Source organism: Desulfovibrio sp. Fe33, assembly GCF_028532725.1.
Lineage (GTDB): Bacteria > Desulfobacterota > Desulfovibrionia > Desulfovibrionales > Desulfovibrionaceae > Pseudodesulfovibrio.
In genome coordinates, this window is sequence record NZ_JAQKGU010000003.1 from 175,636 (window position 1) to 188,970 (window position 13,335).

General features: G+C 46.3%; 13 protein-coding genes, 1 other RNA gene and 1 pseudogene. 6 read left to right on the forward strand and 9 right to left on the reverse strand.

Annotated features, from left to right (window positions below):
• The first annotated feature begins 30 nt into the window (after positions 1-30).
• Both ssrA and PSN43_RS05960 read left to right on the forward strand, forming a co-directional pair.
• Positions 31-416: a transfer-messenger RNA gene (gene ssrA, locus PSN43_RS05955) on the forward strand.
• 96 nt (positions 417-512) lie between these two features.
• Positions 513-2,252 carry a site-specific integrase gene (locus tag PSN43_RS05960; RefSeq protein WP_272699811.1) on the forward strand — a complete coding sequence of 580 codons (1,740 nt, stop codon included), beginning with the start codon at positions 513-515 and terminating at the stop codon, positions 2,250-2,252.
• 190 nt (positions 2,253-2,442) lie between these two features.
• Here PSN43_RS05960 and PSN43_RS05965 read toward each other — a convergent pair whose 3' ends face one another.
• On the reverse strand, positions 2,443-2,775 hold the full coding sequence (locus tag PSN43_RS05965; protein WP_272699812.1) for a hypothetical protein: 333 nt from the start codon (positions 2,773-2,775) through the stop codon (positions 2,443-2,445).
• 202 nt (positions 2,776-2,977) lie between these two features.
• Complete coding sequence (locus PSN43_RS05970; protein WP_272699813.1) at positions 2,978-3,346, reverse strand: hypothetical protein; 369 nt, start codon at positions 3,344-3,346, stop codon at positions 2,978-2,980.
• A 521-nt stretch (positions 3,347-3,867) separates the two neighbouring features.
• Between PSN43_RS05970 and PSN43_RS05975 the strand changes: the two genes are divergently transcribed.
• Positions 3,868-4,419: a recombinase family protein gene (locus PSN43_RS05975; protein ID WP_272699814.1), complete on the forward strand. Its 552-nt coding sequence runs from the start codon at positions 3,868-3,870 to the stop codon at positions 4,417-4,419.
• Positions 4,420-4,517: 98 nt separating this feature from the next.
• Positions 4,518-5,552, forward strand: a complete 1,035-nt coding sequence (locus PSN43_RS05980) for an HNH endonuclease (protein WP_272699815.1) — start codon at positions 4,518-4,520, stop codon at positions 5,550-5,552.
• A gap of 299 nt (positions 5,553-5,851) precedes the next feature.
• Here PSN43_RS05980 and PSN43_RS05985 read toward each other — a convergent pair whose 3' ends face one another.
• The 7 genes and pseudogenes from PSN43_RS05985 to PSN43_RS06010 form a co-directional block, all read right to left on the reverse strand.
• On the reverse strand, positions 5,852-7,294 hold the full coding sequence (locus PSN43_RS05985; RefSeq protein ID WP_272699816.1) for a hypothetical protein: 1,443 nt from the start codon (positions 7,292-7,294) through the stop codon (positions 5,852-5,854).
• 216 nt (positions 7,295-7,510) lie between these two features.
• Positions 7,511-7,657: pseudogene (locus PSN43_RS15965) on the reverse strand (Ada metal-binding domain-containing protein); the annotation flags it as partial.
• A 406-nt stretch (positions 7,658-8,063) separates the two neighbouring features.
• The gene (locus PSN43_RS05990; protein ID WP_272699817.1) at positions 8,064-8,399 is read right to left on the reverse strand and encodes a zinc ribbon domain-containing protein YjdM; all 336 of its coding nucleotides are present in this window, start codon (positions 8,397-8,399) and stop codon (positions 8,064-8,066) included.
• 396 nt (positions 8,400-8,795) lie between these two features.
• Entirely contained in the window at positions 8,796-9,548 is a 753-nt protein-coding gene (locus PSN43_RS05995; RefSeq protein ID WP_272699818.1) for an OmpA/MotB family protein, read from the reverse strand.
• Between the two features lie 4 nt (positions 9,549-9,552).
• On the reverse strand, positions 9,553-10,317 hold the full coding sequence (locus tag PSN43_RS06000; RefSeq protein ID WP_272699819.1) for an OmpA/MotB family protein: 765 nt from the start codon (positions 10,315-10,317) through the stop codon (positions 9,553-9,555).
• A 21-nt stretch (positions 10,318-10,338) separates the two neighbouring features.
• Positions 10,339-11,091: a motility protein A gene (locus tag PSN43_RS06005; protein WP_272699820.1), complete on the reverse strand. Its 753-nt coding sequence runs from the start codon at positions 11,089-11,091 to the stop codon at positions 10,339-10,341.
• A 3-nt stretch (positions 11,092-11,094) separates the two neighbouring features.
• Complete coding sequence (locus PSN43_RS06010; RefSeq protein WP_272699821.1) at positions 11,095-12,216, reverse strand: FapA family protein; 1,122 nt, start codon at positions 12,214-12,216, stop codon at positions 11,095-11,097.
• Between the two features lie 275 nt (positions 12,217-12,491).
• On the opposite strand from PSN43_RS06010, the gene PSN43_RS06015 reads away from it, so the two are divergent.
• Together PSN43_RS06015 and PSN43_RS06020 are read left to right on the forward strand one after the other, a co-directional pair.
• On the forward strand, positions 12,492-12,881 hold the full coding sequence (locus PSN43_RS06015) for a flagellar protein FlaG (RefSeq protein ID WP_272699822.1): 390 nt from the start codon (positions 12,492-12,494) through the stop codon (positions 12,879-12,881).
• A 136-nt stretch (positions 12,882-13,017) separates the two neighbouring features.
• Positions 13,018-13,317: a hypothetical protein gene (locus tag PSN43_RS06020; protein ID WP_272699823.1), complete on the forward strand. Its 300-nt coding sequence runs from the start codon at positions 13,018-13,020 to the stop codon at positions 13,315-13,317.
• Positions 13,318-13,335: the final 18 nt, after the last annotated feature.

Genomic DNA, 13,335 nt, shown 5'->3' on the forward strand with positions numbered 1-13,335 from the left:
TATAGAACTTGTCCGAAAGTTCTTTGACATGGGGGCGCACTGGTTTCGACGGGGATAGTTGAAGCCGAAGCTGCAGGTCGAGGTTGGTCGATGGCCTCGTTAAAATCGACCACAAAGATAATTGCCAACGACAATTACGAATACGCAATGGCTGCTTAATTGCAGAGTTGCACCTGACAACATAGCTTGTCACGATTCACTCGCCGACGCCTTATAAGCGGGCTGAGTCGTCAAAACATAAGGCTAGCACGTGGAGGTTCGTTCCTTACCGAAGCTGCGAAACACTCAAAGGTTCTAGTTCGATGGCCGTCCGGCCCGGAGCAAGCCATCGAGCGAAACCTTAATCCGGACCTAAACCTGTAGACGCTTTCGCGGATCGTTCTCGGACGGGAGTTCGACTCTCCCCGCCTCCACCAGTCCATTGGGATAATTAACATTTTCCCAATAAAAAGGTTCATAGCAAGCCAAGTACGAGGTTTTAGTACAAAGCCTAGTACAAAATGAGGATAGCTATGAGCCTTTTTTTGTGCCTTCAGGGCCACACCTATCACTATCGAAAAGTCATTCCGATTGCCCTTCGCCCCTATTTGGGAAAACGAGAGATCAAGAAAAGCCTTGAAACTGGGAATAAACTTGAAGCGAGGGGCAAGGCTTTGTTATTAGCTGTAAAAGTTGAAAGAGCTATAACTCAATCGAGAAAAACAATGAGTGACAAATCCCTTTCCAAATCTGAAAAAACAGCTCTCATAGCTGAGTATTTCCATTTCCTTTTAATGCTGCAAGACAGGCACCTTGATAGGGATTATGCTGATTATCCAATTATGAGAATGCTAGAAAAAGAAATGGGGTTAAATGTTCAACCCAACATTGATGCCCTAAAATATAGCGAAGAATATTCCTTAGAAGACTCGCAATATCTTCATAAGAAGAGGGATTATGAACAGATTAAAACACTGATGCCTGCCTGTGCTTGTATTAATGGAAAAACAATTACTGAAGCAGATTTGACTGGCAGTTTTCTTCAAGCTCTTTCTTTGGCTCAAATTGATGCAAACAAGCTGATATGCGCGAGGAAGAACGGAGAGAATCCTCCTATTCCCAGTCAATACGATTTAGACCCAATTGCCGAGGCCCACGACCCAATCCCTAAGTCTCACAGCACAGAGCCTTCCGTACCTTTTAAACAAGTCATTGAAGAATACACAAAGGACAGGCTTGCAATAGGTAAATGGACAGACAAAACGAAAGACGAAAACCATGCTTTATATAACAATTTCATAGACTTTGCAGGGACTACAATCACTTGCGCTGAAATCAACTATCATCTTATCAGCGACTTTCGTGAAGCGTTGAAAAAACTTCCAGTCAATCGCAATAAATTCTCAAAATATAGGAATAAAACGATTTCTCAACTTATTGAAATGGATGTAGAAAAAACAATATCTACGACAACAGTCAACAAGAACCTTAACAGGTTATCTACTCTGCTAAAATTTGCTGTAAAACTCGGCTACATGCCAAACAACCCCGCTGAAGGCATGGAAATACCAGTCGATCAAAAAGACTCTGAGCAACGAGAAGTATTTTCAAACGCCGACTTGCAAAAACTATTCAATTCTTCCCAGTACATAGCAGATAATTTTGCACATGCCTTTATGTTCTGGTTTTGTCCGATCGCCCTTTTTACAGGAATGAGACAAACAGAAATAGCACAACTCCATTTGTCTGATATTTATCAAAAAGATGGAGTTTGGGTTATTGATGTTAATGACGACTCAAAGAACAAAAAGATAAAAAACAAAAACGCAAGGCGGCTTATCCCGCTTCATTCATTTTTATCGACAGGGCTGAACCTGCCAAACTATGCCGCACACTTAAAAAGCAATGGGTATGACCGCTTATTCCCTGAACTCTCATATGGGCGTGATGGATACGGGCAAGCGGTTAGTCGCTGGTTCAATGGTCATGGTGATGGCGTCACTAATGGCTACAAAAAAGCTTGTGGCATTAAGGGACAAAAGAAAGTCTTTCACTCATTTAGACACACGCTCATTAATCACCTGAAACAAAAACAAGTCGATCAACTCTTGCTTCATGAATTTGACGGTCATTCCCACGGCACTATGACTTTAGACCGATACGGTAAGGCGTACACTCCTCAACTCATGTACGATCAAATTGTGAGCCAGATAACATTCGACAAGGAATTGGACCTGGGCCACCTGATGAAGTCTAAATTTGTTTTAGATTGAATAGTACAAGAGCATCGCCGCCCAAAAGAATAAAGCCGAACACATTAGTCCGGCTTTTTATATCCTTGATTGGGGGAAGCGTACAGGAGTGTTCCGAGCAGATCTACGCTAACCCTCAGAAGTGTCACAGTTGGCAAGAAATTGGTAATCGCTTCCCCTTGTCGAAAACAACCCTTCACTACTCTAGGGGCTACCTGAGGTTTCCATCAAAATACATATCTATTAATTTTGTATAATCATCTCCGATCATAAGTAATTTAATTTTACAGTCATATACAAATTTAGTGTAGCCATTATAACCTCCTAGCGAATTTTTGCCATCAAACTCGCCTCGTACAATATATGTTTGTGTTGATCTCCAGTATCCTTTTTCAATATTTCTAAATTTTGCCGATTCAGGATCTTTTAATCTCTCCCTTACAGCGTCTTTAGCTTCTTCTAAACTTGGACTATACAATGTGTCACAAGCTTGCAAACACCCAATCATAAAAAAAACGAGAATCAAACAACTCACCCTGCGCATTGCATTCTCCTTTTATTCGAAATAATTATCTAAATCAAATATGTTCCTTCTGTTGTATAAACAGACAAATGAACTAAAAGACTCAAGTGTTGTCCTGCAAATCAACGGCTAAGGCACATATTTAATAGTCATGAATGCTAGCGTTACGTCTCATTGATGAATACCAATGCAAAGCCATTTTAGAGGGATGCCCCTAATGGTTTTAATCATTTGAAACCGCCTCAACTTCTGAGCCACAATGTTTGCATTTAACTGCCTTCGCCTTAATCAATTCAGCACAGTGAGGACATTCTCTTTCATCGGACAAATCGGTCCGTGTTATGGGTTCAGGATGCTTGTCTGCATTTACTCGTTTTTTTGACCTCATCCGACTTCCCAAACCAACTAAAATCAAGCCCGGAAATACGAAAACTAGCATATTAAACATTAACCCCATTGTTAATATGCCAGACGCCCCTGAAGTCCACGGCATACCAACAATGTTCCCGCCCCCTATAAGTGCCCAAATCCCTCCAATAACGATCAAAAGCGTTCCCATTGTTCCTCCTATTTTTCTACGTTCAGTATCCATATCTTTAATAGTCAAGTGTGTAAACACGGATAGATACTGAACTTCAAAACTCTGAAAAAATCTGTGTCCAAGTCTCTGAGCGCATAGAAGGCACTGGGTACTCAAAGATTCAAACGAGGGGGGGCATGGTGGACCTCGGCTCTCTGTTTTTTCTCGTTTCAATAAATTCAGATGGTTACCCTAAAAGTCCTATATATCCAATCTCTCAAATAAATTTAAGGCGTTTTAGGTCTGTTCTGGTAGGTGGATACCATTTTAGCTCTAGGATGCGTCTACGCTCTAAGTTTATCCTTACAACGGGGCTTTCAAGGCACGTTTGGATTGCTTCCCTACCCTATTCTTTCCCTTCACTGAATTTGTCTCAATAGAGTGTACCCAACTGATACACGATCGGCCCCCCTGAAAAGCAAGGGTTTTCGTGTAACTTTAAGGTTGATTTTTATTTTGTTGACACAATTCTCATTTAGGTCTAAATCTATTTGCAACAGATAGAAGCAATCAACCCCACGGAGATCGTCAGCATGAGCAAGCATATTGGTTATATCAGAGTCAGCACGTTAGATCAGAACACAGAGCGTCAACTTGATGGCGTTAAACTCGACAAGGTGTATGAGGAAAAGATCAGCGGAGCGACCACACAGCGGCCCCAGCTCCAAGCTTGTCTGGATTATCTGAGAGACTCCGACTTTCTCCATATTCATTCAATGGACCGCCTTGCGCGAAGCATGAGAGACATTGAAGACCTCGTGAAGGAACTCACCGAAAGAGGCGTGACAGTTCAATTTCACAAGGAAGGATGGATATTCAACGGAAAGATGGATGCAACTCAAACGCTCCTCTTCCAGATGCTCGGTGCTGTCTCGCAATTTGAGCGGTCTATCATCCGAGAGAGACAGGCAGAAGGGATTGCAAAGGCAAAAGCCAAGGGGAAGTACAAGGGCAGGAAGCCCAAGCTCTCTGAGGAGGAAATAAGCGAGATCAGGCGGCGCAGTGAGGAAGGCGAGGAAAAGAAGACGCTAGCTGAGGAATTCGGGATTAGTAGGCAGACTCTCTACAGGCTTATCAAGGTTTAACAAGATATGAATCAACTCCCAAAGGCCCATGTAACAGTGGGCTTTTCTTTGCTTCTTTCTATCTTGGCGTGTATCTGAATTTTGGAGGTCAAATAGCAATGGCAGAATGGTCAAGAGAAGAGGTTACAGCAACGGTCCGTGACTATCTGGAAATGCTCCAGGCTGAATTGAACGGGGAGAAGTATGTCAAAGCTCATCATCGAAAAGAGCTATTGAAATTTCTGGAAGATCGCACAAACGGAGCAGTTGAACGCAAGCACCAGAATATCAGCGCAGTTCTTCGCAAGCATGGCTATCCCTTTATTGAAGGGTATAAGCCTTTAAGTGCATATCAAGGGCTTTTGGAAGAGGTTGTTTTAGAAGAATTGAGCAAACAAGGAATTAATCGCTCATATCCTCAAACCTACCGTTCCTGGACAATCCTTTCACTTTCGTTAGCGACCAAGCAAATGGACAAGTCCTCATTTTTGCATCATGGCACAGGGGTTCCAAAGGAATTTGCCTACTTTTTCGAGTTCAATCCAAAAATGGAAAGTCGAGAAGTTATTCTTGCCCATCGGGGTGTTGAATACTTTGCAAGCCTATACCCTGACCCAAAGGACCGGATTAGGCTGTTATGGCGTTCTGATTTCTCAACTGTTATCGAAACAACCTTCCCTTCATATTTTGAGAGATTCAGTGCTGACCTATCTGTGCCTTTGCCTCCCCACATGAAATTTGTGAAAGAGCGTTCTGACGTTTATCAAATCAGCTTCGTTGTCCCAAATGAAGATGAATCGGACCAAGAGCAAAATGATATTCCTAGTCCGACACAAGGCAGAAATGAAGGGGCAAAAATATCATATCAGGCAACCCGATATGAAAGAAACCCTCAAAACCGCCTAGAAGCTATCAGGATTCATGGAACTAAGTGTTCTGTGTGCGGGATGGACTTTGGAGAAAAGTATGGAACCTGGGGCGAGGGTTTTATTGAGATTCACCACGTTACCCCGTTGGCTATGGGAGAGGCTGAACAAGAAGTGAACCCAGCAACAGATCTGGTTCCTGTTTGCTCCAATTGCCATAGAATGATTCACCGTCATGGCAAGGTTTTATCAATTGCAGCCGCTAGAGACCTATTAGAGAAAAAATAGAGTACAGGGGAGCAAATCAAAACGAGCAAAAGAATAAGGTCATTTCAACCATTTAAAGGTCATAATTCCCAAAGCTCTTTAACATGCTGCAACTAATTGATATTTATTGTTAATATTCAGTCGGGTTACGCTTGAATTAGATATGGTATCAAGTAAATCAGACACAAAAAACTCAAAATCGTAATACGTTTTGTAATACGTTTTTGATCTATGCTCTTTAGGAATTCTCAAGCATAAACGGATTGGACAAGAGAATAGGCTTACTTTGAGCGACTCGCAGGAATTCTGTCCAGTTCAAGCTAACCAATTCCAATGGTGTTATTTGTTTTGAGCACACGCTGATACTCTTCAAGCATTTTTTGCCGTAATAGTTCCTCATCTTCTTCCCAGACAATGAAACTATCGTGAATGGGGAGACAGGGCTTTCCTTCCTTCGTGAAAAATTTAAGGATATTCGATGCAATGCAGCTATCAATGTTTTGTAGTCTTGTGCCGACTCCAGAAAAGAACCAATTCGCTATTGGTGAGTGTAGTTCCTTCAGCCCATCGAAAATTGTACCAATTTCTTCAGTTGTTAGATTTTTCAAAAAACCTTTACTATCATAAATTTTATCCCTAAAGGCTTTTTGGGCTTCATCATTATCTTCTGAATTGAACACTATGAGCATTGCCACTTTGCATTCATTTCGCCAATGTTCATAGCCTTTGATTGTATATGCATCACCCTCAAAGGGCTTATTGTTAGAACGGGCATATAGCATATTGGCATGTAGGCAGTTGTAATCCAGCTCAACTGTTTTTTTGCCATCAATTAGAATGTATTCACGAAGTTTCAAAGGGTTGCCATCGGCCCCAAGCCTTCGGTTGTACAAGCACTGGGTAAAATGTCCATAAAACCTGCCTCCGTGGGTAAAGTTAGTATTGTCAATTTTATTGAAAACCCTCCTAACTTGACCAAAGGCAAAGGTGTCAGCATTGTCAAAGGCACACTGTTCATATGCGGCTTTTTTGAAATCAGGCATCTTATCCATTGTAAACTCAAATTGAGACAAGAGTTGATTGTATTCTCTTATGAATTTCTCTTCCTTCTCAATGTTGATACGATAAGAAAGTCCTAATCCAGTATGACTCACCTTTGGTTTTATTTCATAATACTTTATTGCCTTCACTGACTTTGACTTTCTTTCTCTTCTTTCTCCATCTTTTTTCATTTTTCCGGTTTTCTTCTTCTCAACTATTTTTTCATGCACATAGATTGGATCAATTTCAGGTCTTAGTTGAACCCTTCCAATAAGAGAATTCAAATATTCTAACTTGAAATTTTCGGTTAGAGTTATGATTGTGCATTTCCCTTTCTTAACATCATATTCTGAGAAAAAATTATTATGGCCTTTACGAATCTGAAAAAAGCCAGAATCTGCCAACTTGTTTACAATTTGAATTATATCCTTACTAAAACCGAGAGGATTATAAGCATTAGATTTGACCCAATAATTAGATGCAAATGGGATAATTATTCCTTCATTAGATTTAGAATAACAATAAATGAAATTTAGTAATAATTGTTCCAATGCTAAATTTATTCTTGTTTGAGGCTTTATATTTGAGAAATCTATTTGAGAACAAATACTTTGAATAAAATTATCAACAAAATATTTATCAGAATCTTCACAAATATACTTTCTAATCCAAATAGATTTTATTTCATCAAAACTATTCAATTTAATATCATCAACAGACACTATAATAACTCCAATATATAACTAGTATAAAGTAAAAGAAGAAAGAAGAAACAATTCTATCATTAGCGGGAGAAAAGCCCAGAAAGCCTTTAATAGCAACAGAATCTTTGTCTCAAGCTTAAATTTGCATAATTAATAAAACTGTTAATAATATAATAAAACCATAAAGCAAATAAGACTTCTTCTGGCAAAGTCAAGAGGATGACTGGGTAGTTACTACGGTCGACAAATACCACAAGGCTTGAACCCATCATTTATTGCATCATTTCTGCTTGAAAATACTACAGTGCAATTCTTACAGTTGAAGTACCAACATTCTTTTCTGTGAAAGACATGGGAACTCCTGTTGCCGTGGTACAGTCCTGAATCTGCTTGGAGCGTTGTTCTTGATTCTGAGAGGCTCTTGCCGTTTTTCCGGTATTCCCCGGCGGTATCGGGTTAGGATGGTTCCAAAGCCCTATTCTGGCTTTTTGTGCGCCGTTCTGAATCTCTTGCCAATCAGAGCAAAAGGCTTGATTGCAATATCAAATTTATAGTCATCCAGACCGACCGAGACAACCCAAACGAAGCTCTATTTGAGAACCTGATTGACAAATCATTTTTTTAGTACAAAGTTAGTACAAAAGCGGGTACAAAAAATCGCTATGAACCTATAATTTTTGCGCTTTTTAACCGACTCTCCCCGCCTCCACCATTTAGACAAGCAAAAAGGCCACACCGATCAGGTGTGGCCTTTTTGCTTTCTTTCGGCGGATTGACGCAGTTGCAATCAGCCTTTTTTCACGACCGAGGTTTTGAGGAACATTGAGCCGAAGCCAGGAATCTTGCAGGAAATGTCGTGCACGCCGTCTTCGGGCTCTATCAATCGAATGTTTTTGACCTTGGTTCCCTTCTTGATATCCGAGGCGGCCCCTTTGACCTTGAGATCCTGAATGACGATGACGGTATCTCCATCAACGAGCACATTGCCGTTGGCGTCCTTGTAGACCTTTTCCGTTGCGTCTTCGGCCTGGAACTCAAAGCCGCATTCGGGGCAAATGAGAACGGTACCATCAGAGTACACGTACTCGCACTGACACTGCGGACAATTCGGTAAATTTTCCATGTTTCTCCAAATGAGGTTTAATTTCAAACTCTGTTCCCGGAGATATGGGCAGTACACAATAACCGGGAGCTAATCAAATTATAAACAGGCGCCCCTGAGGTTCCAAACCAAAAGCTGATGACGGAAACAAGGTCAATCCAGAACTTCGACGTCAATATTTAACTACCCGCGTTTTCTACAAGACGCAGCAGAGTGGGAGAAAAAACGCGCCGAAGGCGCATACAGGGGATGCAAGGGTGCGAGCCCTTGCCCGCCGGAGGCGAAATCACCCGACTATTGCCGCAAGGCGGCTTTCAAAACCTGCCTTTCATCTTCAGGGAACTAAGCGAATAGTCCCTAAAAAAAAGGCCTCGTCTGCTTCGACGGGGCCTCACGCTCAGGTATATCTTCGGGTGGTTACCACTTGGTTCGTCCAGGGGGAAGATAGAAAAATTCGACACGTCGATTCGCATTCCGATTCTCCTCGGATGTGCTGGGCAGAAGCGGTTTGGAGCCTGCGTAGCCAACAGCCTTCATGCGGGTGGCCGGGATGTCGGAATGCTCAAGAATATAACGCAGGCAACGGGCAGCGCGTGCGGCGGACAGGTCCCAATTGGAATTGTACAAATCCGATTCGGGCGTCTCGCCATCGGTATGACCACGGATCACGACATTGAAATCCGTCTTTTGCATTGAATCGATTATCATCTGCAAAGCCTGTCTGGCCTCGGAGGTCAACTCAATGGAGCCCTTGGCGAACACCACCTGGCTGTTCAACCGAAGCATTACCCCGGACTTGTCGGTGCTGACTTTGGCCATGTGCGTCAAATCCCGAGCCATTATGGCCTTCTTGAGCAGGACTCCGAGTTCGACGATCTGCCGGTTGTCGCGGACGCTCTGCCGCTCCTGAAAAGTCGTGTCGGCGTAAGGAGTCGAAAGCGCGGCGCTATCCTCGTACTGCACCCCCAGGGCCTCCTGAATGGACCCCATGAGCTTGCGGAAGTTGGTGACGTCCTGATTGGTGAACGACAATAGCAGGACAAAAAAACACAAAAGCAGCGTGACCATGTCCGCAAAGGTAGCCATCCACGGCGGAATCCCCTCGTCGGGCTTGGGCGGATCGGACTTGGGTCCCCCGCCCTGCTGTTCCAATGCTTCCTGTTCTGCCATCTTCCTACCAGGCATCCCGTTGGGGCATATGCAAATAAAATTCAACCCGCTGGTTCGTCAGCCGATTTTCCATGGAATCATTGGGCACTTCGGGTCTGGTGTCGGCGTATCCCACGGCCTTGGCCCGGTTGATCTCAATGCCGCCCGTGTTGATAAGATAGTCCAAAGCCACGGCCGCCCGCGCGGCGGACAGCTCCCAGTTGGACGGATATTTCGGCGTATGTATGGGCCTGTCGTCGGTATGGCCCCTGACCACGATATTCAGCTTGTAATCCTTGAGAACTTTGACAACCGAATCAAGAATCTCAAAGGCGCGCGGCTTGAGCATGGCCGTATTGGGCTCGAACAAGGACGCCGAACTGGCGCGGAAAACCACGCCATCGCGGTCGGCGCTTACACCGGCACCCTCCTTGAGTATCACGTCCATCTCCTCGAGCATGGACTTGATACGCATGACTACGGACAACAACAACCGCTCATCGCGGGAGATGGAAGCGGCCATCTCCTTGGTAGCCGTCGAACTGGAATTGAACTGTGCCATTTCTTCGGAAATTGCGCGCACTTCCTTGACCCCGAAAGCGCCCTTGAGCGACCCCAAGGCGTCGCGGAACTTCTCCTCGCTCTGCTGGGCAAAGGAAAGAAGCAAAACGAAAAAACAGAGAAGCAGCGTGACCATGTCGGCGAAAGTAGCCATCCACGGCGGCAACCCCTCGTCGCCCGGAGGATCTTCGGGCGGCCTTCTGCGTATAACTTCCTCGACCTTGGCCATAACTTCTCCGAATGCGGAAAACTAAGCGTTCTCGCGCAGCGCCGGGGAAAGGAACGCCTGCAGCTTCTCCTTGACCACCGAAGGATGGTCGCCGCGCTGCAGGGAAGAAACGCCCTCAATCATGATCTGCATGAAAAGGACGTCCTCGGCGGACCGTTCCTCAAGCTTGGTGGCCATGGGCAGGAAAACACAGTTTGCCATGATGGCCCCGTAAAAGGTGGTCAGCAGGGCCACGGCCATGGCCGGACCGATGGATGACGGGTCCGACAGATTAGAGAGCATGTTTACCAAACCGATGAGAGTGCCGATCATGCCAAAAGCCGGGGCCATGGTCCCCATACCCTTGAAAACGGCCTGTCCCTGCCTATGCCGCTGCTTCATGAATTCAAGCTCGATTTCCATGACGGAACGGACAAGCCCCTCGCTGGAACCGTCCACGACAAGCATCACCCCTTTCTTGAGGAATGCATCGTCGATATTGACCTTTTCCAGAGAAACCAAGCTCTCCTTGCGGGCCTTGTCGGATAGGGACGTAATCAGCTTGATGATGTCTTGCGGGTCCGAGGACTTGAACATCAACGTCTTCATGCCGACCTTGAAGGCATTGATGACCACACCCATGGGGAACATGACAAAGGTGACGGCGAAAGTACCGCCAATAACGACAACGATAGAGGGAACATCGAGGAATCCCGCCGCGTTGCCACCCATGAAAATTGTCGTGAAGACAAGACCAAAGGCTCCGGCCAGACCGATAAGAGTTGCGATATCCATATGCTATTTCTTCATTTTCCCGGCTGAAGCGCCTATCTTCACTTCGCCGTTGTCGTAGTAGAAAAAAACGTCTTCCAGAAAATCATCCACTCTGTAATAAGCCGAGCCGATGCATATCTCCACGCCCGGCCTGACAACGCCTGGCGCCAGGACCCGGCAATCATCCAGCCGTTCGGTGGCGTAGATTCCGTTCCACAGCTCCACCTTCATATCCTTGAGCAATTCCAGCTCGTTGCGCGCCGACTCCAAACGAGGACCGTACTCGGCCCGAAATTCATCACCCCTGTTCAGAGCCTTCTCAAAAAAAGCGATGTCCTCATGCAGGACCTTGATTCGTTGATTATAGCGCTGGTCGGCGTACAGCAGCCCGGGCTGATAACCCAAAATCAGAGATGTGTCCGTATCCATGCCGCCGCCGAGCTGTCCGCCCACATAGATATAGCTGTAGGCGCAAATGTTCCCGCCGGTGAGCCGCCCGCCCACCGCCAGGCGTTTTCCCGCGTAGGCGTCGCTGTGCATCAGCGCTCCCTTGACGAATATGTCGCCGCCGGCAAGCAACGTGGCATACTCGCAAAACGCGAGCCGCATATCCCTGGAAGCCCTGAGCAGAGCCTCCTTGCCGCCCTTGACTCCGCCCCGGCAGACCAGATTTCCACGAGCCGTGACGGTTGCGCCCTCGATCTGGTCATTAACCCGTACATCGTCAGCCGCCTCAATGGAAAACCCTGTCCGGACCGACCCTTCGACCACCACGCCGCCAACGAAATCGACATTTCCTGTATGGTAGTCGATGTCGGAATGAACCGTCAGCGGATTGCGGACAAGAATCCGGCCTTCCTTGTAGCAGACATATCCGTCCACGGCCGCGAAAAGCTTGTCCGGAAACTCTCGCCGTATACCCGTGCCCTTGCCCGCCGGAAACGCTTTTTCTTCGAACACAAAGCGTTCGTCCAGATCACCCCCGGCCTCCTCCACAGGAAGCCATTCGGCGACAAGATCCCCGGCGGACACGTTCTTGACGAACTGACGCTCGTGATGATCCACGCTTCCGTCCGCCTGCTCCTCCGGCTTCAACTTGGCCGGATCCCAGTCCGGATCGAAGTGGTGCTTCAGGAAAAACGGCATTGCCCCTCTGAAGTTTTTTTATAAAACCGGATACGTCCCGTTGCTGAGCAGGCCTAGAAAGGCGAAGGCAAAACAACATGTTATAAGCCGATTAAAAAACAGTGAGATCATATTTGATTATCTACTTAGCGTCAATAACTAACACTATTATCGCCGCGCAAGTTAAATGCAAAATGGGTCGGACGACGCTCTAAAGATTCCGATTAATACGCCGATATCGAACGTAAGAGGCAACTCAGGTTGGGATGATTCGTGCAACACCAGGGAGGGAGACCATGAATATCCCCGTCATGAATATCGACATGAAGCAGGATTCGCGCTCGGAGAGCGTCGTTCCGGGGCGGGCCGTGCAAAAGCCGGATGTTCCGGACAGCTCGATTCCGCGCAACGACACGGTCGCGGCACAAGCTAATGCCCAGGGAGACAGGCAGTCGGGAAACCCGACCCGAGAGGAACTGGATGCCCTGATCGCCGAGGCCGAGGGACATTTGAAGGCGAACAACGTCAAACTCAAGTTCAACGTCCTGGAAAACAACGATACAATCCAGGTGGAAGTGGTCGACTCCGACGGAAAGACCATCCGCAAGATTCCGGACGATGAATTGATCAAGTTGACCAAGTCGCTGAAGGACCTCGGACAGGGGTTTCTGGACCGAATGTCCTAGCCGGGCTTCCGCACCGCCGAAATCTCGCCTCCCGGCCAACCGGCCGGAGGCGGTTTGGGCGTTGCTTTTTCATGAACTTGCCAACACATCAGGCCTTGGGCATAAATAAAGGATAAAGCCTAACTTCGGAGGCCTCATGTCGGATATCAGTATTTCCACGGAAACGGTGCAGAGCGCCGCCTGGGACAATCAGAGCCAAGGCCCGGAGTCCATCCGGGATTACCACGACGAAATAGCATCTGGCATGGATGCATCCGAGGCCACTCACAACCGCGAACAGGCCGTTGCGGGCCTGGAGGTCGCCTCCCGCACCGAAGACTATCTCGGAACCGGCCCGGACTTCAGCTCAACGGGAACGGATATTGATATCCAACAGGCCGTGCACGCGGCAGCGGCCGATACCGGCATCGGAACCATCACCGATAAAATAGCCTGACCAACCATTCCCAAACAA

What these genes read in the sequence shown, in the direction of transcription:
- PSN43_RS06015 (WP_272699822.1), top strand. Translation starts at nt 12,492, where the DNA reads ATGAATATCCCCGTCATGAATATCGACATGAAGCAGGATTCGCGCTCG.
- PSN43_RS05960 (WP_272699811.1), top strand. Translation starts at nt 513, where the DNA reads ATGAGCCTTTTTTTGTGCCTTCAGGGCCACACCTATCACTATCGAAAA.
- PSN43_RS05980 (WP_272699815.1), top strand. Translation starts at nt 4,518, where the DNA reads ATGGCAGAATGGTCAAGAGAAGAGGTTACAGCAACGGTCCGTGACTAT.
- PSN43_RS06005 (WP_272699820.1), bottom strand. Translation starts at nt 11,091, where the DNA reads ATGGATATCGCAACTCTTATCGGTCTGGCCGGAGCCTTTGGTCTTGTC.
- PSN43_RS05970 (WP_272699813.1), bottom strand. Translation starts at nt 3,346, where the DNA reads ATGGATACTGAACGTAGAAAAATAGGAGGAACAATGGGAACGCTTTTG.
- PSN43_RS05990 (WP_272699817.1), bottom strand. Translation starts at nt 8,399, where the DNA reads ATGGAAAATTTACCGAATTGTCCGCAGTGTCAGTGCGAGTACGTGTAC.
- PSN43_RS06000 (WP_272699819.1), bottom strand. Translation starts at nt 10,317, where the DNA reads ATGGCCAAGGTCGAGGAAGTTATACGCAGAAGGCCGCCCGAAGATCCT.
- PSN43_RS05995 (WP_272699818.1), bottom strand. Translation starts at nt 9,548, where the DNA reads ATGGCAGAACAGGAAGCATTGGAACAGCAGGGCGGGGGACCCAAGTCC.
- PSN43_RS05975 (WP_272699814.1), top strand. Translation starts at nt 3,868, where the DNA reads ATGAGCAAGCATATTGGTTATATCAGAGTCAGCACGTTAGATCAGAAC.
- PSN43_RS06020 (WP_272699823.1), top strand. Translation starts at nt 13,018, where the DNA reads ATGTCGGATATCAGTATTTCCACGGAAACGGTGCAGAGCGCCGCCTGG.
- PSN43_RS05965 (WP_272699812.1), bottom strand. Translation starts at nt 2,775, where the DNA reads ATGCGCAGGGTGAGTTGTTTGATTCTCGTTTTTTTTATGATTGGGTGT.
- PSN43_RS06010 (WP_272699821.1), bottom strand. Translation starts at nt 12,216, where the DNA reads ATGCCGTTTTTCCTGAAGCACCACTTCGATCCGGACTGGGATCCGGCC.